The 25,507-nt window shown below is 64.0% G+C and carries 26 protein-coding genes; 14 read left to right on the top strand and 12 right to left on the bottom strand.

All coding sequences use genetic code 11. The features are described 5' to 3' along the window. Positions 1 to 242, bottom strand: a 242-nt coding sequence (locus AC0L20_RS27685; RefSeq protein ID WP_473293876.1) for a CoA-transferase, incomplete at its 3' end; no start/stop codon positions are given. 290 nt (positions 243 to 532) lie between these two features. On the opposite strand from AC0L20_RS27685, the gene AC0L20_RS27680 reads away from it, so the two are divergent. From AC0L20_RS27680 to AC0L20_RS27655, 6 genes are all read left to right on the top strand, one after another. Then, a complete protein-coding gene (locus tag AC0L20_RS27680) occupies positions 533 to 2,461 on the top strand; it encodes an AsmA family protein (RefSeq protein WP_473293884.1) in 1,929 nt (642 codons plus the stop codon). A gap of 133 nt (positions 2,462 to 2,594) precedes the next feature. Further along, positions 2,595 to 4,487, top strand: a complete 1,893-nt coding sequence (locus tag AC0L20_RS27675) for a WG repeat-containing protein (protein ID WP_473293874.1) — start codon at positions 2,595 to 2,597, stop codon at positions 4,485 to 4,487. 185 nt (positions 4,488 to 4,672) lie between these two features. Then, positions 4,673 to 6,058, top strand: coding sequence for an ABC transporter substrate-binding protein (locus tag AC0L20_RS27670; RefSeq protein ID WP_456768055.1), 1,386 nt, complete (start codon positions 4,673 to 4,675; stop codon positions 6,056 to 6,058). Positions 6,059 to 6,134: 76 nt separating this feature from the next. After that, positions 6,135 to 7,007, top strand: a complete 873-nt coding sequence (locus AC0L20_RS27665; RefSeq protein WP_473264861.1) for a carbohydrate ABC transporter permease — start codon at positions 6,135 to 6,137, stop codon at positions 7,005 to 7,007. Beyond that, the gene (locus tag AC0L20_RS27660; protein WP_106942006.1) at positions 7,004 to 7,855 is read left to right on the top strand and encodes a carbohydrate ABC transporter permease; all 852 of its coding nucleotides are present in this window, start codon (positions 7,004 to 7,006) and stop codon (positions 7,853 to 7,855) included. The genes AC0L20_RS27665 and AC0L20_RS27660 overlap by 4 nt, the downstream gene beginning before the upstream one ends. Before the next feature lie 113 nt (positions 7,856 to 7,968). Next, positions 7,969 to 8,961: a hypothetical protein gene (locus tag AC0L20_RS27655; protein ID WP_473293873.1), complete on the top strand. Its 993-nt coding sequence runs from the start codon at positions 7,969 to 7,971 to the stop codon at positions 8,959 to 8,961. Here the strand turns inward: AC0L20_RS27655 and AC0L20_RS27650 are convergent, their stop codons facing one another. From AC0L20_RS27650 to AC0L20_RS27625, 6 genes are all read right to left on the bottom strand, one after another. After that, positions 8,962 to 9,459, bottom strand: a complete 498-nt coding sequence (locus tag AC0L20_RS27650; protein WP_473293883.1) for a DUF6622 family protein — start codon at positions 9,457 to 9,459, stop codon at positions 8,962 to 8,964. It abuts the gene before it with no gap. A 14-nt stretch (positions 9,460 to 9,473) separates the two neighbouring features. Continuing rightward, positions 9,474 to 10,286: an ABC transporter permease gene (locus tag AC0L20_RS27645; RefSeq protein ID WP_247358284.1), complete on the bottom strand. Its 813-nt coding sequence runs from the start codon at positions 10,284 to 10,286 to the stop codon at positions 9,474 to 9,476. Positions 10,287 to 10,290: 4 nt separating this feature from the next. Further along, positions 10,291 to 11,205 carry an ABC transporter permease gene (locus AC0L20_RS27640; RefSeq protein ID WP_473293872.1) on the bottom strand — a complete coding sequence of 305 codons (915 nt, stop codon included), beginning with the start codon at positions 11,203 to 11,205 and terminating at the stop codon, positions 10,291 to 10,293. After that, the gene (locus AC0L20_RS27635) at positions 11,202 to 12,371 is read right to left on the bottom strand and encodes an ABC transporter ATP-binding protein (RefSeq protein WP_473293871.1); all 1,170 of its coding nucleotides are present in this window, start codon (positions 12,369 to 12,371) and stop codon (positions 11,202 to 11,204) included. The genes AC0L20_RS27640 and AC0L20_RS27635 overlap by 4 nt, the downstream gene beginning before the upstream one ends. Before the next feature lie 73 nt (positions 12,372 to 12,444). Further along, positions 12,445 to 13,905, bottom strand: a complete 1,461-nt coding sequence (locus AC0L20_RS27630; protein ID WP_473293870.1) for a glycerol-3-phosphate dehydrogenase — start codon at positions 13,903 to 13,905, stop codon at positions 12,445 to 12,447. A 140-nt stretch (positions 13,906 to 14,045) separates the two neighbouring features. Next, on the bottom strand, positions 14,046 to 16,730 hold the full coding sequence (locus AC0L20_RS27625; RefSeq protein ID WP_473293869.1) for a sensor domain-containing protein: 2,685 nt from the start codon (positions 16,728 to 16,730) through the stop codon (positions 14,046 to 14,048). Positions 16,731 to 16,932: 202 nt separating this feature from the next. Here AC0L20_RS27625 and AC0L20_RS27620 point away from each other — a divergent pair, with 202 nt between their 5' ends. Then, positions 16,933 to 18,036 carry an NAD(P)/FAD-dependent oxidoreductase gene (locus tag AC0L20_RS27620; protein WP_473293868.1) on the top strand — a complete coding sequence of 368 codons (1,104 nt, stop codon included), beginning with the start codon at positions 16,933 to 16,935 and terminating at the stop codon, positions 18,034 to 18,036. A gap of 165 nt (positions 18,037 to 18,201) precedes the next feature. Here AC0L20_RS27620 and AC0L20_RS27615 read toward each other — a convergent pair whose 3' ends face one another. Beyond that, positions 18,202 to 18,381, bottom strand: coding sequence for a YdcH family protein (locus tag AC0L20_RS27615; RefSeq protein WP_007596254.1), 180 nt, complete (start codon positions 18,379 to 18,381; stop codon positions 18,202 to 18,204). 327 nt (positions 18,382 to 18,708) lie between these two features. On the opposite strand from AC0L20_RS27615, the gene AC0L20_RS27610 reads away from it, so the two are divergent. The 3 genes from AC0L20_RS27610 to AC0L20_RS27600 all read left to right on the top strand — a co-directional run bounded on the left by AC0L20_RS27610 (position 18,709) and on the right by AC0L20_RS27600 (position 19,514). After that, entirely contained in the window at positions 18,709 to 18,915 is a 207-nt protein-coding gene (locus AC0L20_RS27610; RefSeq protein WP_027519980.1) for a YdcH family protein, read from the top strand. A gap of 118 nt (positions 18,916 to 19,033) precedes the next feature. Then, positions 19,034 to 19,240: a hypothetical protein gene (locus AC0L20_RS27605; RefSeq protein ID WP_027519981.1), complete on the top strand. Its 207-nt coding sequence runs from the start codon at positions 19,034 to 19,036 to the stop codon at positions 19,238 to 19,240. Between the two features lie 22 nt (positions 19,241 to 19,262). After that, a complete protein-coding gene (locus AC0L20_RS27600; RefSeq protein ID WP_027570367.1) occupies positions 19,263 to 19,514 on the top strand; it encodes a hypothetical protein in 252 nt (83 codons plus the stop codon). Here AC0L20_RS27600 and AC0L20_RS27595 read toward each other — a convergent pair whose 3' ends face one another. Beyond that, positions 19,515 to 20,279, bottom strand: a complete 765-nt coding sequence (locus tag AC0L20_RS27595) for a GGDEF domain-containing protein (protein ID WP_473293867.1) — start codon at positions 20,277 to 20,279, stop codon at positions 19,515 to 19,517. Positions 20,280 to 20,420: 141 nt separating this feature from the next. Between AC0L20_RS27595 and purE the strand changes: the two genes are divergently transcribed. Beyond that, on the top strand, positions 20,421 to 20,909 hold the full coding sequence (gene purE, locus AC0L20_RS27590) for a 5-(carboxyamino)imidazole ribonucleotide mutase (protein WP_473293866.1): 489 nt from the start codon (positions 20,421 to 20,423) through the stop codon (positions 20,907 to 20,909). After that, a complete protein-coding gene (locus AC0L20_RS27585; RefSeq protein WP_473293865.1) occupies positions 20,906 to 22,012 on the top strand; it encodes a 5-(carboxyamino)imidazole ribonucleotide synthase in 1,107 nt (368 codons plus the stop codon). The genes purE and AC0L20_RS27585 overlap by 4 nt, the downstream gene beginning before the upstream one ends. 37 nt (positions 22,013 to 22,049) lie before the next feature. On the opposite strand, the gene aqpZ is transcribed toward AC0L20_RS27585, so the two are convergent. Next, on the bottom strand, positions 22,050 to 22,772 hold the full coding sequence (gene aqpZ, locus AC0L20_RS27580) for an aquaporin Z (RefSeq protein WP_247401078.1): 723 nt from the start codon (positions 22,770 to 22,772) through the stop codon (positions 22,050 to 22,052). A 260-nt stretch (positions 22,773 to 23,032) separates the two neighbouring features. Between aqpZ and rpsU the strand changes: the two genes are divergently transcribed. Both rpsU and AC0L20_RS27570 read left to right on the top strand, forming a co-directional pair. After that, entirely contained in the window at positions 23,033 to 23,347 is a 315-nt protein-coding gene (gene rpsU, locus AC0L20_RS27575) for a 30S ribosomal protein S21 (protein WP_007614218.1), read from the top strand. Positions 23,348 to 23,472: 125 nt separating this feature from the next. After that, positions 23,473 to 24,123 (top strand): tetratricopeptide repeat protein, encoded by a 651-nt coding sequence (locus AC0L20_RS27570; protein ID WP_473293864.1) that lies wholly within the window; start codon positions 23,473 to 23,475, stop codon positions 24,121 to 24,123. 27 nt (positions 24,124 to 24,150) lie between these two features. Here AC0L20_RS27570 and AC0L20_RS27565 read toward each other — a convergent pair whose 3' ends face one another. Together AC0L20_RS27565 and AC0L20_RS27560 are read right to left on the bottom strand one after the other, a co-directional pair. Next, the gene (locus AC0L20_RS27565) at positions 24,151 to 25,107 is read right to left on the bottom strand and encodes a hypothetical protein (protein ID WP_473293863.1); all 957 of its coding nucleotides are present in this window, start codon (positions 25,105 to 25,107) and stop codon (positions 24,151 to 24,153) included. Between the two features lie 92 nt (positions 25,108 to 25,199). Beyond that, a complete protein-coding gene (locus AC0L20_RS27560) occupies positions 25,200 to 25,484 on the bottom strand; it encodes a cupin domain-containing protein (protein ID WP_473293862.1) in 285 nt (94 codons plus the stop codon). Between the last annotated feature and the right edge of the window lie 23 nt (positions 25,485 to 25,507).

The raw sequence follows: 25,507 nt of genomic DNA, 5'->3' as shown, positions 1-25,507 counted from the left end.
TCGCCGACATAGGACGAGATCATCTTCTTGATCTGGCGGGTTTCGAGCAGGCGGCTGAGGCCAATGCCGTCGACGCCGGCATTGTTCGAGACCACGGTCAGGTCCTTGACGCCGGAGTCGCGGATCGCGTCCGACAGCGTCTCGGCGATGCCGCAGAGGCCGAAGCCGCCCGACATGATCATCATGCCGTCTTTCAGAACGCCCTCGAGAGCCGACTTGGCGTCGGGATAGACCTTGTTCATGCAAATAACCTTCGAGTGAACCTTCGGCTTGCAGGCGTCGCGCCTTATTGGCGGCGATTATTAGGCGAAATCGTCCGAAGCCGTCAATGATACGGGGTTCTCCGCTCCGCCCCTGGGTGATAGAAGCTGCCCAAGCCGTGGGCGCAACCGTTCCCGTGGCCTTGAAAGCGACAAGAAAACCCATCAAGTTGCGGCACTTAACACAATAGGTCTTGGGCGTGGGGGCGCGCAGGTTTCCCGGCCCGCCTTCTGGCTCCAGCGACCAACCCGATCAGGACATGCCATTGACCATGGCCCAAGGAATGAAGCGCCTCGGGACGCCGATCGCGGCGCTGCTCGGCGTGGCGCTGATCGCCCTGATCGCGACCTCATGGCTCATCAATCGCGACGCGCTGCGCAAGGCCGTGGAAACGCAGATCCGCGACGTCACCGGGCTTGAGGTCAATGTCGCAGGCGCGATCGACATTTCGGTGCTGCCGGCAAGCTACATCTCCTTCCATGACGTCGGCCTGAAGGGCGGCGGCACCAGCGATCCCGCGCTCCATGTCGACGTGCTTACCGCGAACCTGCGGCTGCTACCGCTGCTGCTGCAACGGTTCGAGATCGCCGACCTGACGCTGCTGCGGCCGCGCATCCATGTCAGCCTGAAGCCGGACGGCGAAAGCAACTGGACGCCGTTCATCCAGACCATCGCGCGCACCATGAAGCCCGGCGCCGAGAATCAAGTGTCGTTCTCCGAGATCCGGATCCAGGACGGCGTGCTCAACTACGAGGACGCCGCCACGCACGGCACCGAGAAATTCGAGGACATCGACCTGTCGCTGGCCTGGCCCTCGATCTCGCGCTCATTCGCCGCGACCGGACAATTCGACTGGCGCGGCGAACGGGTCGATGGCTCGATCAGCTTTTCCGATTTCGTCGCCGCGCTCTCCGGCGAGCGCTCGGGGTTGAAGGCGCGGATCGCGAGCGCACCGCTCAAGCTCGCCTTCGACGGCAGCGTCGCCAACCGCACCAGCCCGATGATGGAGGGCACGCTCACCATCGACAGCCCGTCCTTGCGCAACGCGCTGCGCTGGACCGGTCAGCCGCAGCCCGCCAGCGGCGGCTTCGGCCGCTTTGCGCTGAAGGCGCGGGCCAATGTCGTCGGCGCCTCGATCGCGCTCACCAACGTCAATGTCGAGCTCGACGGCAACACCGCCGAGGGCGTGATGACCTACGCCAATAACGGACGGCAGACGCTGCAGGCGACGCTCGCAGCCGACGCGCTCGACTTCACACCCTATATCTCGACCTTTCGCCTGCTCGCGAGCGGCGCGCGCGACTGGAACAGGCAGCTGTTCGATCTCAATGCCCTGTCGACCACCGACCTCGACATGCGCCTGTCGGCCGCCAAGCTGACGGTCGGGGCGTCGAAACTCGGCCGTACCGCGATCGGCGCGAATCTGCGCAACGGCACGCTGGCGCTCTCGGTCGGCGAAGCCCAGGTCTATGGCGGCATCGCCAAGGGCTCGTTCGGCATCGCGCGCTCCGACACAGTCGCCGACATCAAGGCGCAGTTCCAGTTCACCGACGTCGACCTTCAGGCCTGCGCCTCCGAGCTGTTCGGTATCAACAAGCTGTCCGGGCGCGGCAACATCAACGTCTCGCTGCTGGCGTCCGGCTCGAGCCCGTTCGGCCTCGTGCAGTCGCTCGACGGCAGCGCCACCGTGACCGGGCATGACGGCGCGATCGCGGGCTTCAATGCCGAGCAGCTCCTGAAGCGGCTCGAGCGGCGGCCGCTGTCCGGCGGCGGCAATTTCCGCAACGGCTCCACCCCTTACGACAATCTCACCATCGCGGTGAAGTTCTCCGATGGCGTGGCCACCGCCGAGGACATCCGTGTCGAGGGACCTGCGGCGAAGATCACGATGACCGGCACAGCCTCGGTGCCGACGCGCGAATACGACATGAAGGGCGTGGCCAGCCTCAACAGCGCGTCGGGGTTCGAATTGCCCTTCGTGGTGCAGGGCCCCTGGGACGACCCCCTCGTCTTTCCCGATCCGGAAAGCCTGATCCGCCGCTCGCCGGCCTCTGCGCCCCTGCTCGACATGCTGAAAGACCGCAAGCCGGGCGACGCGGTGCGCTCCGCCATCGAGCGCATCACCGGCACCGGAAAACGTCCCGCACCAGCCGAAGCGCCGACCGCGGAGAACGCCAAGGAAGGCGCGAAGTCGAACTAGTCCTGAGCGGATCGCGGACGCGGAACGCCTCCGCCAACGCATAAGAGCCGTCCGTATTTCGCCACGATGGTCTCATACCTGAGGTTGAAACAGGAGGAGACATCGCCCAATGGGAAGCTTTGGAAGATGCCGGGTGGCCGCCGTTATTGCGGCACTCGCGCTGGTCACCGTCGCGAGCGCCTCGCATGCGCAAGACGTTTCACGACCGGAGTCTGTTGATCGCCCCTCCGCTCTTCTCCTTCCTGCCGGGAAAGTCATTTTCGACGCCGCGGTGGCTCGTGCGAACAGGGGCATAAACGGCTTCGGCCTGCCCCCTTCGTTCCCACTGCCCTCGTGCGGATTTCCTGATGGGCTTTGCGGCGCGGTGAACCGCGACGGCACGCTTGCTGTGCCGGCCGAATACGATTGGGTCGATACCTTCCATGAAGGGCGCGCGCTGGTGCGATCGAATGGTCGCTATGGCTATGTCGACACAAGCGGTCATGTGATCGCAAAGCCGCAATATCCGATTGCAGCTCGCTTCTCGCGCGGATTTGCGCAGATCGACGTCGGCGGCCGATCCGGTCTGATCGACCTCGACGGCAACACCGTGCTCGAGCCGAAGTTTGGCTACGTCACACCCTTCACCGAGAAGGTCTTCTTTGCCACCGAGGGCCGGACCACATCAGAAGGCATCGCGGGCACGGAGCAGTTCAGCCACGGAATTTTCGAGTTCCTCGTTGCGATCGCCGACAGCAGAGCGGTCACTGCGACAGGCAAATGGGGCCTCGTGGACCGCTCCGGCGCTTGGCTTGTTCCGCCGTCTCTCAACGCGATCCTGCCTTTTGACACCGAAGGTACGGCGCTCATGCTGGCGAGGGTCGATTCCGGATGGGGTGTGATACGTTCCGACGGAAGCTGGGAGATCGAACCAAAATTCCAGCAGCTTGGTTCGTTCGTTGATGGGATGGCCCCCGCAAAGGTCGATGACCATTGGGGTTTCATTGATCGCGCGGGACGCCTCAAGATCGAGCCGAAATTCGAGAGCGTCCATCAATTGGCACACGGCGCGAAATTTACCCCGGCCCGCCTGAACGGCCGATGGGGCCTGGTAGATCGCACCGGCGAATGGGTCGTCCAGCCCCAATACGAAAACATATCTCTGAAGGGGACTGCGCCATGGTCGTGGGACGTTCAGAACGAGAAGAAGCATGGCTATCTCGATGAAAACGCCAAGGTCATTGTCCCGCCCCTGTTCGATTTTTCGGTCGGGCGATGCGCCAATGGACGCATTGTCGGTGAGATCGACAGCCAGCCGCGAATTCTTGATGAGAATGGCAAGTCGATCGAGCCGCAGGAGGGTGAGCTATCGAGGCCGGCGACCTGCGACGGACCTTATATCCTCAAGATCAGCGGCAAATTTGCCTACGCGGCAGCCGATCTCACGCCGATGACGGCACAGCGGTTTGACCGTGCCGGCCCTTTCGTCGGCTCTCTTGCTGTCGCCGGTTGGGGGGACAAGTTCGGATTGTTGAGAACTGACATCAGCTGGGCCATAGAACCCACGCTCGATGCGATCTCTCCAGGCTTGCCGAATGGTTCGGTTCTAGCGCGGCTGAACGAGAGGAACGGCATCATCGATGCCTCGACCGGTGCATGGATCACCGAGCAGCCTTTCGAACGCATCTGCCACATCAGGCCCGATATGGCCATGGCATTCGAGGGGGGTAAACGCGGCATCCTTGATGCCCATGGCTCCTGGCTGATCAAACCGCGAGAGGGACGGATGGGCATTCGCCTCGAGGATGGCCTGGTCCCGGCGCAATCGGGCGGGCATTGGGGCTTCATGGATGTGGAAGGGAAAATGGTGATCGAAGCGAGATTCGATGCACCGACGTTCTTCGATCGTGGCATCAACTGGGCCAGTACCGACGCCTCTTGGTGTCCGATCGATCGCAGGGGACAGCCGATCGAAGGCCTTCAATGTCAGCCGTCGGACCCGCTAAAGAGACAGTTTGGCGTATTTGCATGTCAGCTCGGGCCCTGAGACCTCACGCGAATTGATCGGGGCGCATCGATGCGGCGATTGGATCGATGCGCCCGTTAAGCATCTCCTCTCGCCCGACACCCCCACGACCTATGTCTGACAACAAGCCGCTAGATCGGACTACCGCCATGCGCTAGTGTTTTATACGACCGGTTAAAAACACCGGCCGTTTGAGGGAGAAAAACGTGAAATCCAAGGTTATTGGCGCAGTATCACTGGCGGTCGCTGCGGCCGGGCTGTTTGCAGCCGCTGCACCCGCATTTGCGCAGCAGAAGACGATTACGGTCTGGTGGGGCAAGGGCTTCTACCGCTCCGAAGATGACGCGCTGCTCGACACGATCAAGAAGTTCGAAGCCAAGACCGGCATCAAGGTCGAATTGTCGCAGTACGCGATCCAGGACATGATTCCGAAGACGGTGGCCGCACTCGATTCAGGCACCGTGCCCGATGTTGCCTATTCCGACACCTACGACGTGCAGGTGCAGGGCAAGTGGGCCTACGAAGGCAAGCTCGAGGACCTCTCCGAGATCATGGAGCCGATCAAGGATCGGTTCGTGCAGAACACGCTGGATGCGTCGATCCTCTACAACGACGTCACCAAGAAGAAGGCCTATTACGGCTTCCCGCTGAAGCAGCAGAGCATGCATGTCGAGATCTGGAACGACATGTTGGAGAAGGCCGGCTTCAAGCTCGCCGACATCCCGACGGACTGGGCGGGCTACTGGACGTTCTGGTGCGACAAGGTGCAGCCGGGAATCCGCAAGGCCACGGGCCAGCGCATCTATGGCGTCGGCCAGCCGATGGGCGTCGAATCCACCGACGCCTTCCAGTCGTTCTACACCTTCATGGACGCCTACCACGTCAAACTGGTCGACGACGACGGCAAGCTCACGGTCGACGATCCCAAGGTGCGCGAGAACCTGATCAGCGCGCTGAAGGACTACACCGACACCTATATCAAGGGCTGCACGCCGCCGTCCTCCACGACCTGGAAGGATCCCGACAACAACGTCGCCTTCCACAACAAGACCATCGTGATGACCCACAACTTCACGATCTCGATCGCGGCGAAATGGTTCGAGGACTCCCAGAACCAGGCGCTCACGCAGGAGCAGCGCGACGCCGGCAAGAAAGCCTATGGCGAGGACATCATCACCGCGTCCTTCCCGAAGGCTCCGGATGGTTCGACGATCCGCTACCGCTCGGACGTCAAGACCGGGCTGGTCTTCTCCGTGGCCAAGAACAAGGCCGAGGCCAAGCAGTTCATCGCCTTCCTGCTCCAGGAAGAGAACGTCCGCCCCTATATCGAGGGTGCGCTCGGCCGCTGGTTCCCGGTGACGAAGGAAAGCCAAGAGAGCCCGTTCTGGCAGGCCGACCGGCATCGCAAGGCGGTCTACGCGCAGTTCAAGGGCGGCACCGCCCCGTTCGACTTCACCAAGAACTGGAAGTTCACCATCCTGAACAACGAGAACGTCTGGGCCAAGGCGATGAACCGCGTGGTCAGCGAGAAGGTGCCGGTGGACAAGGCGGTCGACGAGCTGATCGCCCGCATCAAGGCGGTCGCGGGCTGATCCCAGACTGAAATAAGGTATATGCTAATACCGGTCGCGGCTCTCCGCGACCGGTTGCTTTCGGTGGGTATGCGATATGGCGATCACACTTTCCGGCTCAGACACAATTCCGGCCCCTCCCCTGTCGGCGCGCCTGACCACGCAGCAGGTCTGGGGCATCTTGCTGCTTGTGCCCTATCTACTCGTCTTCCTGGCCTTCGTCCTCTATCCCGTCGGCTACGGCCTGTGGCTGGCGCGCGATCCGGCGAACTATGTCGCGCTGTACAACGACCCGATCTTCGCGCGCGCCGCGGTCAACACGCTGATCTTCCTGGTCATCGGCATCAACGTGAAGATGCTGATCGCGCTGTTCCTGTCCGGCTTCTTCGCCCAGCAGCGCCCCTGGATCAAATGGCTCTCGGTGATCTTCATCCTGCCCTGGGCGGTGCCGTCGATCCCGACCATCCTGTCGGTCCGCTTCATGCTCAATCCCGAGTGGGGCATGGTCAACCATTTCATCTTCTCCCTCACCGGCGATGACGGCCCGAACTGGCTGAACGATCCGACGGTCGCGCTGACCATGGCGATCGCCGTGCATATCTGGAAGTCGCTGCCGTTCTGGACGCTGATCCTGCTGACCGGGCGGCTCGCGATCGCGCAGGACCTGTACGAGGCATCCGAGGTCGACGGCGCCAGTCCGTGGCAGAAATTCCGCTTCATCACCTGGCCGTCGATGCAGATGCTCTACGTCACCTGCACGCTGCTCTCGATGATCTGGACGCTCGGCGACTTCAACAGCGTCTATCTGCTTACCGGCGGCGGGCCGGCCGACCTCACGCATGTGCTGTCGACGCTCGGCATCCGCTATCTCCGGCTCGACCAGCTCTCGCTCGCGATGGCCTCCATCGTCTGCGCGATACCGTTCGTGCTGCCGCTGATGTACTTCATGATGAAACGGTTGTCGCGATGAAGCTTCCCACCCTCCGCGAAGTTGGTACCGAAGCCAAGCTCCTGCTGATCGGCATCCCGGTCTTCATCTGGACCATGATTCCGATCTACCACATGTTCCTCTTCGCGATCTCGCCGAAGGAGGACGCGTTCTCGGGCAAGCTGTGGCCGGATCATCCAACGCTGCACAACTTCCACATCGTGTTCTACCAAGAGCACTATTTCCTGCGCGACTTCTGGATCCAGTTCTGGAACTCGACTGTGATCGCACTGGCCGCCGGCGCGCTGACCTTGTTCATCGCGACCGCCGCCGCATTCTCGATCTCGCGGCTTAAGGTGCCGGGCGGCCGCTGGGTGATGAATCTCGCGCTGTTCACCTACTTCATCCCGGCGGCGTTCCTCGCCGTGCCGATGTACCGCACCATGGGCAATTACGGCCTGCTCAACAATCACTGGTCGCTGATCCTGGCCATGGTGACGATCGCCTCGCCTTACGCGATCTGGGTGCTGAAGCAGGCGTCCGACAAGCTGCCGGTCGAGCTCGACGAGGCCGCCGTGATGGACGGCGCGACCACGCTGCAGCTGTTCCGCCTGGTCTATGTGCCGCTGATGATGCCCTCGCTGGTCGCGATCGGTACCTATGCCGTGCTGCTGGCCTGGAACGAATATCTCTACGCGTTCCTGCTCTTGTCCAAGGACACCGACATCACGCTACCGGTCGCGCTCGGCAACTTCCTGGCCGCCGACGACTCGCCGTGGGAGCTGTTGATGACCACCGGCTTCATCTACGCGCTGCCGCCGGCCGCGGTCTATTACGCCTTCAAGCGCTACATGGTTGGCGGGCTCACGGCCGGTGCGGTGAAGTCCTGACGCAGCAGGACGGATCGGGACGCCGCAAGCACGGCGCTTGAGCAGGCCGGCGGACAATTGCAAGTTGTCCGAGCCTGCTCTAACTTGCAGCCCGCAAAGTCAGCGGGGCGCTCATGCGCAGCAACGATGCACTCCATCTCGGCCTGATGCTCGGGGCGCTCGCCGCGTCCTATCTGGTGCCGTTCGAGCTGTTGCTGCTGGCTTATGTCGTGCTCGGTCCAGCGCACTATTTCACCGAGATCTCATGGCTGCACGATCGCAGCTACTATCTGCCTCACCGCGGAATTGCTGCTGTCCTGGCGATTGTCGCCGTGGTCGCGGCCCTGATCGACAACGCATCCTGGTTCGGCTCTGCGATGTGGGGCGCGCTGGTCGTGTGTGCCATGCTGGCGGCCACCACATCGGCGATCGAAAGCATGCTGCTGTTCATGGCGGCCATCGCGCTGTCCGCGATCATGTATTCGAGCGGGTCGTCACTCGCGGTCATCGGCATCCTGATTCCGACCCTGATCCACGTCTGCCTGTTCACGCTGATCTTCATGGTGCTCGGTGCCTACCGGTCCGGTAGCCGCGTGCAGGCCGCGCTGGTGGCCGTCTACCTCGTCGCGATCGCCACGATTCTGCTGCTGCCGCCGACCGCCGAAATCCGGATCGCGAGCTTTGCCCGCGTCGGACAGGATTACTTCGGCAATGTCGGCCCGGCCCTCGGCCGGCTGTTCGGCGTGCCCGGACTCGTCCTCGACGTCAGGCTGACCAGTCTGCTCGCCTTCGTCTACACCTATCACTATCTCAACTGGTTCATCAAAGCCGACGTGATCCGCTGGACCGCTGTGCCGAAGGCGCGGCTGGCGGCGATGGCCGGCGCCAGCGCCGTCTCGACCGCGCTGTACTTCTACGATTACGCCTTCGGCTTCACCTTCCTGCTGGCGCTGAGCCTGATCCACATCCTGCTCGAATTTCCGCTCGACAGCCTCGCGCTGCGGCAGCTTGGATCCGCCGTCCACGGCGCGGTGCGCGCGCGATTCGCGGAGCCTGCCGCGGCTTCCGCGACGCGATCGCGTTCTACAGGCACCAAGGCTGTGAAACGCGCATCCCGGTCACATTGATCATCCCACCGCGCTCTTGCGGCGATACGCGATCAGAAGCGCGATCGTCGAACCGATGAAATAGCCGGCGGTCGCGCCCGAAATGGCGCGGCCGACGATGACGGCCAGCGCACGATCGCCGGCATCGATCGCCGAGATCACGCCAACTGTATACTGCGAGGCGAAGACAATCAGGTTGCGGACCAGACCAATTGGACTGCCCGGCCGGATGATCTGGCCGGTCGCGTGATCCAGTTCGAAAGGGCGGGGCGTCAGCACACCTAGCGGCAGCAGCGCGATTGCGGCCAGAAACCATGCGACCAGCGGCCATGCGCTGTCCTGATGCCCGAAGCCGATCCGGGAGATCCCCCAGACGATGAACACGACTGGTACGATCAGCGCTCGCCAGATCCGCATCGTGCGCGGCTGCATCGCCTGCACACCTTGCCAGATGAGATAGGCAAGCAGTGCGAAGACCCAGACCGGCGTATGCACCAGGACCTGATAGGCGAAAATCATCATCGCCTCCCCTCTCACAACGGCGCCGCGCTCTCGCCCTGCGAACTCGACAGTTTCGAAGCGAGCGAGGCGATCACGATGACGACCGCAATCAAGGCGATCACCAGCGTGCAGATCGCGTTGATCTCGGGCTTCACTCCCAGCCGCACCTCCGAATAGATCCGGATCGGCAGCGTCGCCGAGCCCGGGCCGGTGGTGAAGCTCGCGATCACGAGATCGTCCAGCGACAACGTGAAGGCGAGCATCCAGCCCGCGACGATCGCGGGCGCGATCAGCGGCAGCGTCACGGCCACGAACGCGCGCACCGGATCGCAGCCGAGATCCATCGCGGCCTCTTCCAAGGAACGGTCGAGCGAGCCGAGGCGGGACTGGACGACGACGGCGACGAAGCACATCGTCAGCGTGGTATGGGCGATCGTTACCGTCCAGAAGCCCCGCTCGGCATTCAGCGCCACGAACAGCAGCAGCAGCGACAATCCGGTAATCACCTCCGGCATCACCAGCGGCGCGTAGAGCATGCCGGAGAACAGGGTGCGGCCGCGGAACCGCTCGCCGCGCGACAGCGCCAATGCGGCGAGCGTGCCGATCAGGGTCGCAATGGTCGCCGACGAAACCGCGACGCGCAGGCTCATCCAGGCCGCCTCGATCATGGCACGGTCATTGAAGAACTCGTGATACCAGCGCAGCGACCAGCCGCCCCACACCGTCACCAGCCGCGAGGCGTTGAAGGAATAGACGACGAGGATCAGGATCGGCAGATAGAGGAAGGCAAGACCCAGCGCGAGCGAGGCGACGTTGAAGCGGGACAGGCGGGAGACTTTGCGCATCGCCTCACCGCCCCTGTTCCAGCTGCCGCTTCTGCAGCCGTTCGTACAGCAGCAGCGGGACCAGCAGCACCACCAGCAGCACGATGGCCGCGGCGGAGGCGACCGGCCAGTCCTTGTTGGTGAAGAATTCGAGCCACAGCGTCTGGCCGATCATCAGCGAATTGGAGCCGGCCAACAGATCCGGAATGACGAACTCGCCGACGATGGGGATGAAGCACAGCAGCACGCCGGCGCCGACGCCGGGCAGCGACAGCGGGAAGGTGACGAGCCAGAACACTTGCCAGCGCGGTGCGCCGAGATCGGAGGCGGCCTCCTCCAGCACCGGCTCCATTTTGGCCAGCGTGGCGTAGAGCGGCAGGATCATGAACGGCAGGTAGGAATAGACGATGCCGATATACATCGCGCTGTCGGTGGAGAGCCACACCACCGGCTGACTGACCAGATGCAGCGCCAGCAGGATCTGGTTGAGCAGGCCGTCGTGCTGGAGGATGTTGATCCAGGCATAGATCCGGATCAGGAACGAGGTCCAGAATGGCACGATCACCAGCACCATCACCACGGCCTGCCAGCGCGCCGGCAGCCGCGCCATGCCGTAGGCGATGGGATAGCCGATCAGAAGCAACAGCGCGGTCGCGGTGACGGCGACGGTGAGGCTACGCACATAGGCGAACACGTAGATATCGTCGGAGACGAGCAGCCTGAAATTGTCGATCGACAGCGCGGCAAAGGCGGCCTTCAGCGCCCCCCATCCCGCCATCAGGTCGAACACCGGCTCGTAAGGCGGCTGCGCGATCGCGGTCTGCGACAGGCTGATCTTCAGCACGAAGCCGAACGGCACCAGGAAGAACAGCACCATCCAGACATAGGGCGTGATCGCGGCAAGGCGAGCCGGTCGCGCGAAGATGCGGCGCGCGCTCATAACGGCAGCACCACGCAGTCGTCGGGCGTGAACCAGGCGACGACAGGCTGGTTCAGGCTGTAGGCGTCGACGTCAAGGCGCGCGCTGTTGGCGACCGAAGCCTGCACCATCCCGCCGGCGTCGAGCTTCACTTTGTAGGTGGTGGTGCCGCCGAGATAGCAGATGTCGGCGATCACGCCGTCGAGCTGGTTGATTGCCGTTTCATGACCGGCTTCCCTCACCGGACCACGGTGCGAGAGCTTGACCTTTTCGGGGCGGATCGCAATCGATAATCTGCCCTCGCCGAACGGCTCGCGCGGCTCCGCCACCACCAGCGTGCCCGCGTCGCGCGTGCCGATGACCAGACGATGACCATCGCGTAATTTGGACTCGGCGTCGAACAGGTTGACGTCGCCGACAAACTCCGCGATCCAGCGCGAGCGTGGCGCCTCGTAGAGTTCGCGCGGGCTAGCGACCTGCGCGAGCTTGCCATCCCTCATCACGCCGATCCGGCTCGCCATCGTCATCGCCTCTTCCTGATCGTGGGTGACGATGATGAAGGTCATGCCGAGTCGGCGCTGAAGCTCCATCAGCTCGCCTTGGGTGTTTTCGCGCAACTTCTTGTCGAGGGCCGCAAGCGGCTCGTCGAGCAGCAGCAATTGCGGCCGCCGCGCCAGCGCACGCGCCAACGCCACACGTTGGCGCTGCCCCCCGGAGAGCTGGTCGGGCTTGCGGTTCTCGAGCCCGTCGAGCTTCACCAGCGCGACCATCTCCGCCACACGCGTGGCAATGTCGGCGCGCGCAATGCCGGCGCGCTTCAGGCCGAACGCGATGTTGTCGCGCACCGACAGGTGCGGAAACAGCGCGTAGTTCTGGAACATCATGTTGATCGGCCGCTCATGCGGCAGCGCCTGCGCGATGTCCTTGCCGCCGAGCAGGATGCGCCCTTGATCCGGCGCTTCGAAACCGGCGAGCATGCGCAGAAGCGTGGTCTTGCCGCAGCCGCTGGGGCCGAGCAGCGCAAAGAACTCGCCGGTCTTGATGTCGAGCGACACGCCGTCGACGGCCCGGAACGTCCCGAACGTCTTGGCGACGCCCTCGATGCGCAGCAGCGGCTCGCCGGCCGCGAACTGCGTCTCTCCAACCGCATCCGCAGCCGCGTCTGTTCTGGGCAACTCGTCAGTCATGGTCCTGCCAACCCCATCCCGCCGCACGCTAGCGGCCGATCGTCCCTCACTCAACCGGTTAGAGGCGGTTCGTTCACATCGGATTCGCCATGAACGCAGCCAGCGCATCGCATTCCTGTGCTGACATCGTCAGGCCGAGCTTGGAGCGGCGCCACAGGATGTCCTCGGGAAAACGCGCCCATTCGTGGGTCATGAGATAACGCACCTCGGCGCCCGTCAACTCGGGACCGAAGGCGGGGCCGAGATCGTCGCGGGTCTTCGCCTCCGCAAGCACAGCCGATAGCCGCGAGCCATAGGCCGCGACGAGGCGTTGGGCTTGCTGCTCGGACAGAAAGCGCCAGCGGTCACGCGCAAGATCGACCTCGGTGTCGAAACGGTCCCAGGCGAAATCTCCGCCCGGCAGCGCCGCGCCTGCGGTCCAGGGCGGCGACATCGGATAGAACGGCGTCAACTTCGTCACCGCGCGCTCCGCGCGGAGGCGCGAGGTGGTGACGTCGCCGCCGAACATCGTGATCAGCGGCGCCTTGCGCCGCCGCGCGTGGAACAGCGTGGTGCCGTCACGCCGGCGCCCGGACGCAAGCGTCAGGTTGACGCCGGAGACCGCGCGCACCACGTCGGTCGGGGCGACGCGCTCGCGGAAATAGCGACTGGCCGCTTCACAGAGGTAGCCGACGTCGGTCCCCCGCATCGCGACGATCGCGGGATCGCCGGTGAAATCGTGCGTGACTGTGCCGATCAGCGTGAAATCGCGCTCGAAGGGGCTCGCGAAGATCAGCCGGCCATCGCTGTTCTGGAAGACGTAGACGTTATCGGAATCGAACAGCCGCGGGACGATGATCTGGCTCATCTGCATCGCCGCCATGGCGGGTTGCGGCTGCCGCAGCACGGTCCCGGCGACCATCGACGTCCATCCGCCGGTGGCGTTGGCCAGTGCCCGGGCCGTGATCGCGCGGCGATGACCGCGGTCGACCACCGCGAGCCGCCATATGTCGGTTCGATCGGCACGCACACAGCGCGCTCCAGTCCGAATCACGGCGCCGCGCTCGGCCGCATCCAGTGCCGTGAGCACCACCAGTCGGGAATCGTCGACGACGCAATCCGAATATTCGAAGGCCGTGCCGAATGGCCGTTTCAGCGCGTTGCCGACCGGATGATGCGTGATGTCGAGGGTCGCCGTTGCTGGCAGGCCGTTCCGGCTGGTGAGGCTGTCGTAGAGGAGCAGGCCGATGCGCAGCAGCCATGGCGGGCGCTCGTCGGAATGCGCCGGGATCACGAAACGCATCGGCCGAACCAGATGCGGCGCGATCCGGAGCCAGGTCCGGCGCTCGGCCAATGCCCGGCGCACCCGTCGGAAGCCGCGCCGTTCCAGGACCGAGAGATCGCCGTGGATCAGCCGTGGTGTTGCCGAGGACGCCGCGCCGCCCAGATCGCCCTGCTCCAACAGGATGACCCGCAGGCCGCGGCCGGCGGCATCGCGCGCGAGGCTGACACCGTTCAGGCCGCCGCCGATGATCGCAAGGTCGTAATCCGCCATGAGGCCGTCGAATGAGAGCGAAAGAAGCGCCCACCCTCACTAGAGCCATTTCCGTTCCGATGAAATCGGAACGGGGCTCTAGATTCTAGTTTGGCGCGTTTTCTTGACGCGAACCGGCATCCACTTCGCTCGAAAACGCTCTAGCCGGTCTTGAGCGCAAGCTCCATGACTTCGGCGCGGCCGACGAGGCCGGCATATTTCCCGATCGGCAGGGGCTTGCCGAGCAGATAGCCCTGCACACCGTCACAGCCTTCCGCGGCGAGGAAGGCGAGTTGTTCCAGCGTCTCGACGCCCTCGGCGACGATCGACATTTCCAGGCCATGGCCGAGGTCGATCACCGCGCGCACGATCGCCGCCGATTGCGGGTTGCGGCCGAGATTGATGATGAAGGCGCGGTCGATCTTGATCTTGTCGAACGGGAACGCCTGGAGATAGCTCAGTGAGGAATAACCGCTGCCGAAATCGTCCATGGAGATGCGCACGCCGAGCGCCTTGAGCCGGCGCAGCAGCGCAAGACCGCGATCGAAGTCCTCGATCAGCACGCCCTCGGTGATCTCGAGCTCGAGCCGGCCGGGTGCGAGACCCGTCTCGAGCAGGATGGAATGGACGAGCCCGACCACGTCGCCGTGCATGAACTGCGCCGGTGACAGGTTGACCGCGACCTGAAGCGGCGTCGGCCAGGAGGCGGCCTCGCGGCAGGCCTCGCGCAGGATCCACTCGCCCATCTCGACGATCAGGCCGCTTTCCTCCGCGATCGGGATGAATTCGGCCGGGGAGACCTGGCCGCGCACCGGGTGCTGCCAGCGCGCCAGCGCCTCAAAGCCGATGATCTCGCTCTCGGCGACGCTGTGGCCCGCAGTCCCCTGCGGCTGGAAGGCGAGCGAGAGCTCGCCATTCTTGATTGCCATCGAGAGGTCCTGGTGCAGCACGCGGCGATCGCGGATCTGCTGGTCCATCTCCGGCTGGAACAGGCTGATCGTGCCGCGCGATTTCTGCTTGGCGCGGAACAGCGCCGCGCCGGCATTGGCGAGCAGCGAGGCGGCGTCGGCGCCGTTGTGCGGGAAGATCGACATGCCGGTGGTGACGCCGGCGCGGACGGGACGGCCGTCGATCTGGAATTCCTTGGCGATCGCAGCACCGATCTGCTGCGCCAGGGCGAGACCTGCGTCCGGCTGTTTGCCGTCGATGATCAGGCCGAACTCGTCGCCGGACAGGCGCGCCACCACGCCGCCGCGCGCGGAGTCCTGGAGCCGCTGGGCCACCTCGACCAGGAGCTTGTCGCCGTGCGCATGACCGAAGACGTCGTTGACCTCCTTGAGGCCGTCGAGATCGACGCACAGAACCGCGAACTCCTCGCCGGTGCCCTCGCAGGCCTCGATCATCTGGGTCAACGCCTGCAGGAAAGCCGCACGGTTCGGCAAATCGGTGAGGCCGTCGTGATAGGCCATGTGCGCCATGCGCGACTCGGTCTGCCGGCGATCGGTGACGTCCTCGTGGGTCTTGATCAGATATTGCGGCTCCCCCGTGTCGCTCAGCACGGTGGCGCGGCGGGTGAGGAACAGTCGCAGCCCGTCCTTGGTAGAGATCGGGTGCTCTTCGGTGATCATCCCACGCTTCTTGATCGCGGCTTCGTCGCGCGCGATGATCAGCTTGGCTTCCTTGGGATTGAAGATGTCAGACGCGGTCAGGCCCGTGGCTTCCTCGCGCCTGCGGTTGAGAATCGTCTCCGCGCTGCGGTTGGCGAGCAGGTAGCGGCCGTCCTTGACCTGCTCGACGATCAGCGCCACCGGGATGTTGTCGACCACGAGCTCCAAGAACTTCTTGGTGCTCTCCAGCTCCTGTGACAGCGAGCGACGGTCGGTGATGTCCTCGAACACCACCAGCAGAAATTCAGGCTTGTTGCTCTCGTTTCGGACCACGATCCGGATCGAGGCCACCATGCGCTGGGTCGCGCCGCGCTCGACCTCGAATTCGTTGCGGTACTGGCCGGAGGGCGCGATGAGCGCCGCCCGGTCTGTCGCCTCGATGCTGGCCGCCGAATTCGGCCCGAAAAGCTCGCGCGCATTCTTGCCGACAACCTGGTCCCGCGAAAATCCCCAGAAGCGCTCATAGGCGCTATTGGCGAAGATGTAGCGACCATCCTCGATGTTCTTCGCGGCCACACAGGCCGGCACGTGGTCCAGCAATGTTTCCAGGAACTGCTTGGTGGAGGCGAGCTGCCGGGACAGCCTGCGCTGCTCGCTGACGTCCAGATGCGTCGCCACCGAGCCGCCGTTGGGCAGCACGAAATACTTCACGAGGATGGCGCGCCCGTCAGGCAGTTCGGTGATCAAGCCGTTCGGGCTTGCCGCCTTCTCGTAGAACTCGTCGTCGGAAGCACCGAGCACCCCCCGCTGGCGCCGCAGCTCGAGGATGTCGTGGCCGGTCATTCCGGCCCAGATGTCCGACCGCGTCAAGCCGTAGATATCGAGATAGCGGTCGTTGCAGAAGATGATGCGCCGCTGCGCATCCGTCATCACCACGCCCTGGTTGAGGTTGTTCATGGCGGAGGAGACGAAGGCATTGCGCCGCAGCTGCAGACGCCTGGTCCGGCGCAGCGAGGAATGGATCCACAGCGCGATCGCGGCGAAGAACGAACAGATCACAATGCCCGCGATCAGGGCTTCCCAGATCACGTTGGGATCAAGCTCGCCGAGATAGCTCGGAGGGCTGAAGCTGTCGGAGAGGGCAAAGGCGCGCGCAGGCGCGACCGCTGCGGCCAGGCACACGACGGCCTGCACCGCAATCGGAAGCGCGCTGCCCGCGTGCCAGTTCTTCTCAGCCATCAGCCACCCGCGATTTCAACGTCGGATTGTCTGGCCTGGCGGGTTTGGATCGGGTAAACGCCTGTACGCGCAACGGAACAATGTGGCATCAAATACGGCAATTGCCCTGACATGATAAATGCTTCCTTAACGGAAAACGCCCCCGCGCCGCCGTTCCCAGGCGTGAGGCCTTCGTCGCTTCGAGCGGATGTCCTGCACAACCATGGATAGGGTCGACTGCGTCGTCATCGGAGCCGGCGTGATCGGGCTCGCGGTGGCTCGAAAGCTGGCGCAAGCCGGGCGCGAGGTGATCGTGCTCGAGCAAGCCGAGGCCATCGGCACCATCACCTCCTCGCGCAACAGCGAGGTGATCCATGCCGGCATCTACTACCGCGCCGGAAGCTGGATGGCGCGCATGTGCGTCGACGGCAAGCACGCGCTCTACCGTTACTGTTCCGAGCGCGGCATCCCGCACAGGAATTGCGGCAAGCTGATCGTCGCGACCAATCCGAAAGAGACCGAGAAGCTGCAATCGATCAAGGCGCATGCCGAGGCCAATGGCGTGCTCGACATGCAGTTGCTCACGGGCGATGCGGCACGTGCGTTGGAGCCGGCGCTCGCCTGCGACGCCGCGCTGCTGTCGCCGTCGACAGGCATCATCGACAGCCACGCCTACATGCTCTCGCTGCGCGGCGAAGCCGAGGACGCGGGCGCGGCCTTCGCGTTCCACACCCCGCTGATCCGTGCCAAGGCGACCGCTGGCGTGATCGAGATCGAGGCGGGCGGCGAAGCGCCGATGACGCTGCAATGCAGCCTCCTCGTCAACGCCGCCGGGCTCTCGGCGACCAATGTGGCGCGCAACATTGAGGGCATGCCGCTGGAACGGATCCCAACGGCCTACCTCGCCAAGGGAAACTACTTCAGCTGCAATGCCAGGGCGCCGTTCTCGCGCCTGATCTATCCGGTGCCCGAGCCCGGTGGGCTAGGGGTGCATCTGACGCTGGACATGGCCGGGCAGGCACGTTTCGGCCCCGACGTCGAGTGGATCGAGACGATCGATTATGAGGTCGACCCGTCACGCGCTGAGCGCTTCTACCCGGCCATTCGCAAATACTGGCCGACGCTGCCTGACGGTGCGCTCATGCCGAGCTATTCGGGCATCCGCCCGAAGATCGTGCCGCCGGCGGTGGCCACGCAGGATTTCTTGATGCAGGGCCCGCGCGATCACGGCGTCGACGGCCTGATCAATCTGTTCGGCATCGAGTCGCCCGGACTGACGTCATCGCTCGCGATCGCGGATCACGTCGCGGAGCTCGCAAACATCTAGTGGTTTAGAGCGAATTGGATTCCGGTTGCGCGTAAAGAACCGCGTCCAGACAAGAAGCTAGAGCCGCGCAATCCTTGCACGGTGCGCACCTTACAGCAGGGATGAGCGCAAAGGCTCTCATCCCTGCTTGAAGGGTGCGATCAACTCTACACTGTTACGGGGTTACTAGTGGAGCGTGTCGCCGTGCCTTAGACGCTCGATCTGGTCCTTGACCATCAACTTCCGGCGCTTCAACTCAACAATTTGCAGGTCGTCTGTTGAAAGGTGCACGAGAGCTTCGTGCAATTCGTTTTCGAGAGTTTTATGCTTCCGTTCCAATTCAACCAGATGTGCCTGAATTGTCATTCGAAACCTCCTCGGTAGGGGTGAACCTTGGATTCGACCGGACGACGAAGTGTACATCACCGATTCGTTCTGTCGATGGGTATCCGTCGTCGCACTGTCATTTTTGAAAATTCATATGTAACGAAGCGTGAGTAAGGGAACCACGCGGGAAAAATCCGTGATATCAATGCGCTTGCGCAACGTCGGAGCGACCGCAGAAATATCCCGCGGGAGATCGACGCGGGACAGCCCGAGATCGCTTGCGATCACGGCGCGCAAGGACGATAGTTTCCACAGGGCATCCACAGCCTTAATCTCACGCCTATCGGTTTTTCGGCCACCGCAGACATGACCAATGAAGATGCGCGCGAACTCGAATCCGAGCTCGCCCGGTTGCACCAGGAACACCGAGATCTTGATGCGGCGATCGATGCACTGCATCAATCGCCCGCCCCCGACCTGTTGCGGTTACAGCGGTTGAAGAAACGCAAGCTGTTGTTGCGTGACCGTATCGCGTTCATCGAAGACCAGATCACGCCCGATATCATCGCCTGATCCACAGGAGGACAGCTCACGGCGACCCGCCGCATGTGAATCCGCTTGACTCGAAAGGAACAAAATAAGAACATTTGGGCACCAACGCCCCCGGGAAAACCGTCCAAGGAAAACGCAGATGTCGGCAGCCGCCCTTCTCGACAACGGCCATTATGAACAAGCCTGTGATCAGGCGATCGCGATGTGCGACGGCAATCTGCGCAGCACCATCAAGGCGCTGATCATGGCCAATGAATATCTGGAGGCCGAGCTGGAGGAATTGCAGGCGGCGGTTTCCGCAGGTTGCATTCCGGAGACCTCGCGCAGCAAGAGCAGCGCCGCCTGACTGTCAGCTATCGGAGCCGACCATGTCCGATGTCACCTATTACGTTGCATTACCTTTCCTGACCGACGAGGACGGCTCGCCGGTCGCAGGTGCGGCCGAGGAATGCCAGAGCGCGGCGGCCGCGTTACGGCGCGCCGAGATCATGTCGCACGGCGCCGGCCACACCGGCGCCGTCGCGTTCAGCCGCAGCGGCGATCCCATGACCGGCGAATTTGGCGACGCCAAACTGCTCCGCAGCTTCGGCAACGTACCGAAAGACCTCGGCACACTTTAACTAGCTGCTGACGAGCCTGATGCGCGGCTCGTGCCGCCGGTGCGCCTTGCGCACATACATGGCGGCATCGGCCTCCTCCAGGGCCCGCGTGGCGTCGGACTGCACTCCAAGCAGGGCGACGCCGGCGGAAGCGCCAGCGCTCACGTGCTGGCCGCGAAAGACAAAGGACAATTCGTCGACGGCCTGCTCGAAAGCCGCGGCCTTCGCCTTGGCGTCGGTCTCGCTGAGATTCCAGAGCAGCAGCGCGAACTCGTCGCCGCCGAGCCGGCCCACCACGTCCGAGGCGCGGATCTGCCGCGTCAGCGTGGTGGCAATCGCCTTCAGCACCTCGTCGCCGGCCGCATGGCCGAAGGAATCGTTGATCGGCTTCAGCCGATCGACGTCGAGCACGATCAGCGCGCCGCTGGCGCGGTAGCGCTTCATGTAGGCGACGGCGCGAGCGAGCTCGCGTTCGAAGCCGCGCCGGTTCGGAATTTCCAACAGGAAGTCAGTGTCGGCGGCTGCCTCGAGCTCCGCGACCCGCCGCAGCGCCCCCTTGAGCTTGCTCCGGAGGTCGCGGATGGTCGCGTTGACGGCCGGCTTCATAGCCCCTTTGGCGCCGCCAGCGGCCGACGCCCCGCGCCGCGCCGGAAGCTTGGCCCGACTCTTGGTCGGACTCTTGGCCCGACCCTTGGCCAGACGCTTGGGAGCAACTTTGGAGCGACCGGCGCTGGTTTTCGGGCCCTTTTTGGCCTTCGCAGCGCTCGCCCTTTTTGGTTTCTTCATGGGCATCCTGCTCAATGAAGGCTTGCGGGGATTCACCAAGACAGGATAGTGCATTCCCTTCTCCTTGCCACCGCCTTGCGAGCAACCGGCCGGAACCGCTAATCTGGCCTATCTTCCTGTTTTTCGAGCACAATTGACGTCATGACAGCGCCAATCGCCATCATCATGGGAAGCCAGTCGGACTGGGACACGATGCGGCATACCGCCGACACGCTTGCAGCGCTCGGCGTTGTCGCCGACACCCGCATCGTTTCGGCACACCGCACCCCCGACCGGCTGTTTGCGTTCGCCAAGGGCGCCAAGGGGGCCGGTTACAAGGTCATCATCGCCGGCGCGGGCGGCGCTGCGCACCTGCCCGGCATGGCGGCAGCGCTGACGGAACTGCCCGTGTTCGGCGTTCCCATCGAATCCAGGACGCTCAAGGGTATCGATTCGCTCTATTCGATCGTCCAGATGCCCGCGGGCATCCCGGTCGGCACCCTCGCCATCGGCAAGGCCGGCGCCGTCAATGCGGCGCTGTTGGCGGCCGCCGTGCTCGCCTTATCCGACCCGCCCTTGTCCGATCGCCTCACCGCCTGGCGCAAGGCGCAGACCGAGGCCGTGGCCGAACGCCCGGAGGACAAGGCGTGACTGACGCAAAGCAGGTGAAGCTGAAGCCCGGCGACAGCATTGGCATTCTCGGCGGCGGACAATTAGGGCGGATGCTGGCTATGGCGGCGGCACGGCTCGGCCTGCGCTGCCAGGTGTTCTCGCCCGATCCGGATTCACCGGCCTTCGACGTCGTCCTGAATGCGACCTGCGCCGAATATGCCGATGTCGAAGCACTCGAGCTGTTCGCCAACGACGTCGATGTCATCACCTACGAATTCGAGAACGTGCCGTCCGCGGCCGCGATGGTGCTGGATGCGCGCCGTCCCGTGCTGCCCAACCGCAAGATCCTCGAGACCACCCAGGACCGGCTCGCCGAGAAGGATTTCGTGACGCGGCTGGGCATCGGCACCGCAGCCTATGCCGACGTCACCTCGGTCCCGTCATTGCGCGAGGCTATCGCCAGGATCGGCCTTCCGGCAGTGCTGAAGACCCGCCGCTTCGGCTATGACGGCAAGGGCCAGGCCATCATTCGCGAGGGCGACGACGTCGCGAAAGTGTGGACCAGTCTCGCCACCAAATCGGCCATCCTGGAAGCCTTCGTGCCGTACGAACGTGAGATTTCCGTGATCGCTGCCCGCTCCGCGACAGGCCAGGTCGAGTGTTTCGACGTCACCGAAAACGAGCACCGCGACCACATCCTGAAGATCTCCCGAGCGCCCGCCCGAATCCCGGACGTGCTCGCCGAGGAAGCGCGCAGCATTGCCGGCAAGATCGCGGGCGCGCTCGATTATGTCGGCGTGCTTGCCGTCGAGATGTTCGTGCTCGCCAACGGCACCGGACCCAAGGTGCTGGTCAACGAGATCGCTCCGCGCGTGCACAATTCCGGACACTGGACGCTCGACGGCGCCTCCGTCTCGCAGTTCGAGCAGCACATCCGCGCCATTGCCGGCTGGCCCCTCGGCAAGCCCGTGCGCCACGGCGAGGTCGTCACCATGACCAATCTGATCGGCGACGAGATCAACGAATATGGCAAGTGGCTGAGCGTGCCGGGCGCGACCGTGCACATCTACGGCAAGGGCGCGCCGCGCCCCGGCCGCAAGATGGGGCACGTCACCGAAGTGCGACCCACGACCGGCGATTGACGGGACCGCGGCGCATGCCGCGATCCCGCTTTTTCGATTACGCCGTCTTTGCGCCAGCGACGACGCCGGTGGGTTCGTCGCTGAGCCAGCGATAGATCACCCCGCCCAGCGCGCCGCCGATCAGCGGCGCGACCCAGAACAGCCAGAGCTGCGACAGCGCCCAGCCGCCGACGAACAATGCAGGCCCCGTGCTGCGCGCCGGGTTCACCGAGGTGTTGGTGACGGGGATGCTGACGAGATGGATCATCACGAGCGCGAGTCCGATCGCCAGCGGCGCAAAACCCGCGGGCGCACGGCCGTGGGTGGCGCCCATGATGATGAACAGGAACATCATGGTCATCACCACCTCCGTGAGGAAGCACACGATCATGCTGTACTGGCCGGGAGAATGGGCGTCGTAGCCGTTGGACGCGAATCCTTTGCTGACGTCGAAGCCGGGAGCTCCGCTTGCGATGACGTAGAGAAGCCACGCGGCCACGATCGCGCCGGCCACCTGTGCGATCACATAAGGCAGGATCTGTCCGGCCGGAAAACGTCCGCCGGCGGCAAGACCGACGGTGACGGCCGGATTGAGGTGGCAGCCTGAGATGTGGCCGATCGCGTAGGCCATGGTGACCACGCTGAGCCCGAACGCGAGGGAGACACCGACCAGGCCGATGCCAACCTGCGGAAAGCCGGCTGCGATCACCGCGCTCCCGCAACCTGCGAATGTGAGCCAAAAGGTGCCGATAGCCTCGGCCGCGTATTTCTTCATATCCATGTGTCGTCCCCTGCTTTCAAAGATTCCGGACCAAAGCTCCGGAAACGGCCCCACCCTTGGCGTCAAATCTCCCAAATCAGGGCCGCACAGAGGTATTTCGCCTCATTTAATGGCTGAACTTGGCCCGAAACCCCGCTTGGCCGGTGGACATCCCAAGTTTTGTCTGATACATCCGCGCCCTCAAGGTTAAGGGCTTGTGCGTTTCGCCATCCCCTTTGACTTACCAGAATTCAAATCCGATCCACTGAAGAGGATGCCGCGTGCAGGTTCTCGTTCGCGATAACAATGTCGACCAAGCCCTCAAGGCGCTGAAGAAGAAGATGCAGCGCGAGGGTATTTTCCGCGAGATGAAGCTCCGCGGTCACTACGAAAAGCCCTCCGAGAAGAAGGCCCGCGAAAAGGCCGAAGCCGTGCGTCGCGCACGCAAGCTGGCCCGCAAGAAGCTGCAGCGCGAAGGCCTGCTGCCGATGAAGCCAAAGCCGGTGTTCGGCGCCGGCCCCGGCGGTGATCGTGGCGGTCGCGGTGGCCCCGGTGCTGGTGCCGGCGCAAGTGCTGGTCCGCGCGGACCGCGCTGATTTACCGAATTTGAGAGACTTCAGTTTTCGATAACGCGGGCCCCTGGCCCGCGTTATTGTTTTGTGAACGGTGCCTTCCTGGGATGGGGCACTACCGATGCGGCACCAGCGCGAGCGAACCGTAGATGGCCTCCCCTTTCCCCAAGCGCGGCTTGGCGCGGTTACGCCGGATCTTGCTGCAGCCGTTTGCGCTGGCCTTGATGGGGATTTCGCTGTGCGGCTGCTCCTTCGACCTGGGATCGCTGACGCCGGAGAAGGAGAAGCCGCAGGAGGCACCCAAGGGAGCTGCGACCGCCGAAAACGTGGTCAGCGCCGGCAATGTCAGTGAAGCCCAGGCCCATACGGCAAAGGCCCAGGCCCTGGCAAAGTCCGGCGAGACGGCGGCTGCGCTCGATGAATTCAATCACGCGGTCGACCTCGATCCCTACAATGCGCAGGCGCTCTATGGCCGCGCCCTGATCTACCAGGGCAAGAACCAGCACGATTTCGCGATCGCCGATTTCAGCGCCGCGAGCGGCCTAAACCCGCAGAAGGTCGACCCGCTGCTCGGCCGCGCCATCAGCTATCTCGCCCTCGGCAAGGTCAAGGAGGCCGCGGCCGACCTGGATGAGGCTTCCGAGGCCGATCCCCACAATGCCCAGGTCTGGACCATACGCGGGCAAGCCTATGAACGACTGGGCGACAGGACCAAGGCGGCGGCGTCCTACACCAAGGCGGTCTCGCTTCGTCCACGCGACGACGTCGCCCGCAGCGGCCTCGCCCGCGTCGGCGGCTGACGATTCTGGCGCAGCGCAGGCGCCGTCTTAATCCGGGGTGACGCTCTTCGGCAGAACGGAATGGAACATGGACTTGACGCCCGACAGCATGTCGTCGGCGACATTGGTCTTCGGCCGCGGCATGGAGGCGCCGGCATCGGCGCGCAGATCGAGCGGGGGCGCGATCATCGGGACCGGAATATCAGCCGGCGGCGTCAGCCGATTCGGGTTCTCGTTGCCGACCGAGGCCGTGTAGGGCGGGCTCGGCTGCGACGGGCCGCCATAGGCCTCGGCTGCGGGTGTCGAGACCGTGATCGGCGGCGGCAACGGACGCACCGATGACGTATCCACGGGAATGACACGCGGGGCCTCCGGGGTGCGGGCGGCTTCACGCACCGCAGGCTCCTGGGTCTTCTCGGGCGACTTGGTCTCGGAAGACTTATTGTCGGAAGCCTTTGTGTCGGAAGACTTTGCGTCGGAAGATTTGGCCTCAGCCGCTTTGCTCTCAGGCGACTTGCGCAGGCGCTCGATCGCGGCGCGCACGAGATCGTTGGCATCGGGGGTTGCGGCCGGCGCGGCAGCAGCCGGCGCCGAATTGGCCTCCACCACCGGGGTGACGGGAGCGGGTGCACTGACGGCCGGGGTGGACTTGGCAACCGCCTTCTCGCGCGCGGACGGCTTGCCGCGCGGCGCGGCCTCGGCCGGTGCCACGTCCGCCGTCGAGGTCTTCGGCTCCGCAGCGGGCTGATCGGCAGCCTTCTCGGTCGCCGGCTTGTCCGTCACCTTCTTCTCGGAAATGCCCTTGGCCTTGACGCCGGGCGCGGGGAGGTTGGCCACATCGGCGGGCTTGCCGTTCTTGCCAGCCTCGGCCGGCGCCGTCACGGCCGCGGGTGCATCCGCCGCCGGCTTGGCGTTGATGTAATGATTAACGATGTACGCCCCGATGATCGTTGCGAGCACCGAGGGGAAGATGTCCATCGAGATTTTAGCGATGTATTTCAGCATTCCGGCCACTCCCCGCGCGATCTGATGCGGGAACTTTGAGGCATAGTGAGGGATCAACTGCGACAGATCAATGGCAAAGGGGTACGCCGGAATTACGGCTTCAGCTCGACCTCAAGGAACACGATCTCGGTTGCGGTTTCGTTAAGCACGTCGTGCTGGACGCCGGCCTTGCGAAAATAGGATTTCCCAGCCGCAAGCTGTGCTTTGGACCGCTCGCCACTGGGGGCCACGATGGTCATTTCCCCTGCGACCACGGGAACAATGACGTAGTCCATGCCGTGGGTGTGATGCCCGGTGGCGCTGTTTGGAGCGAGCCGCCACTCGGTCACCCGAACCTTGTCATTGTCGACCTGAACTTCGGACTTCGCGGCAAGCATTGGAACTCTCCTGGGGCATATCC

It is taken from the genome of Bradyrhizobium sp. Kon58 (assembly GCF_055807455.1).
The sequence above is the reverse complement of the archived record's forward strand: the minus strand, read 5'-3'. Positions and strand labels throughout refer to the sequence as shown.

Bases quoted from the DNA above. Each gene is read 5' to 3' on its own strand.
- AC0L20_RS27680 (WP_473293884.1), top strand. From the start codon at position 533: ATGGCCCAAGGAATGAAGCGCCTCGGGACGCCGATCGCGGCGCTGCTC.
- AC0L20_RS27665 (WP_473264861.1), top strand. From the start codon at position 6,135: ATGGCGATCACACTTTCCGGCTCAGACACAATTCCGGCCCCTCCCCTG.
- AC0L20_RS27660 (WP_106942006.1), top strand. From the start codon at position 7,004: ATGAAGCTTCCCACCCTCCGCGAAGTTGGTACCGAAGCCAAGCTCCTG.
- AC0L20_RS27655 (WP_473293873.1), top strand. From the start codon at position 7,969: ATGCGCAGCAACGATGCACTCCATCTCGGCCTGATGCTCGGGGCGCTC.
- AC0L20_RS27650 (WP_473293883.1), bottom strand. From the start codon at position 9,459: ATGATTTTCGCCTATCAGGTCCTGGTGCATACGCCGGTCTGGGTCTTC.
- AC0L20_RS27645 (WP_247358284.1), bottom strand. From the start codon at position 10,286: ATGCGCAAAGTCTCCCGCCTGTCCCGCTTCAACGTCGCCTCGCTCGCG.
- AC0L20_RS27640 (WP_473293872.1), bottom strand. From the start codon at position 11,205: ATGAGCGCGCGCCGCATCTTCGCGCGACCGGCTCGCCTTGCCGCGATC.
- AC0L20_RS27635 (WP_473293871.1), bottom strand. From the start codon at position 12,371: ATGACTGACGAGTTGCCCAGAACAGACGCGGCTGCGGATGCGGTTGGA.
- AC0L20_RS27630 (WP_473293870.1), bottom strand. From the start codon at position 13,905: ATGGCGGATTACGACCTTGCGATCATCGGCGGCGGCCTGAACGGTGTC.
- AC0L20_RS27625 (WP_473293869.1), bottom strand. From the start codon at position 16,730: ATGGCTGAGAAGAACTGGCACGCGGGCAGCGCGCTTCCGATTGCGGTG.
- AC0L20_RS27620 (WP_473293868.1), top strand. From the start codon at position 16,933: ATGGATAGGGTCGACTGCGTCGTCATCGGAGCCGGCGTGATCGGGCTC.
- AC0L20_RS27615 (WP_007596254.1), bottom strand. From the start codon at position 18,381: ATGACAATTCAGGCACATCTGGTTGAATTGGAACGGAAGCATAAAACT.
- AC0L20_RS27610 (WP_027519980.1), top strand. From the start codon at position 18,709: ATGACCAATGAAGATGCGCGCGAACTCGAATCCGAGCTCGCCCGGTTG.
- AC0L20_RS27605 (WP_027519981.1), top strand. From the start codon at position 19,034: ATGTCGGCAGCCGCCCTTCTCGACAACGGCCATTATGAACAAGCCTGT.
- AC0L20_RS27600 (WP_027570367.1), top strand. From the start codon at position 19,263: ATGTCCGATGTCACCTATTACGTTGCATTACCTTTCCTGACCGACGAG.
- AC0L20_RS27595 (WP_473293867.1), bottom strand. From the start codon at position 20,279: ATGAAGAAACCAAAAAGGGCGAGCGCTGCGAAGGCCAAAAAGGGCCCG.
- purE (WP_473293866.1), top strand. From the start codon at position 20,421: ATGACAGCGCCAATCGCCATCATCATGGGAAGCCAGTCGGACTGGGAC.
- aqpZ (WP_247401078.1), bottom strand. From the start codon at position 22,772: ATGGATATGAAGAAATACGCGGCCGAGGCTATCGGCACCTTTTGGCTC.
- AC0L20_RS27570 (WP_473293864.1), top strand. From the start codon at position 23,473: ATGGCCTCCCCTTTCCCCAAGCGCGGCTTGGCGCGGTTACGCCGGATC.
- AC0L20_RS27565 (WP_473293863.1), bottom strand. From the start codon at position 25,107: ATGCTGAAATACATCGCTAAAATCTCGATGGACATCTTCCCCTCGGTG.
- AC0L20_RS27560 (WP_473293862.1), bottom strand. From the start codon at position 25,484: ATGCTTGCCGCGAAGTCCGAAGTTCAGGTCGACAATGACAAGGTTCGG.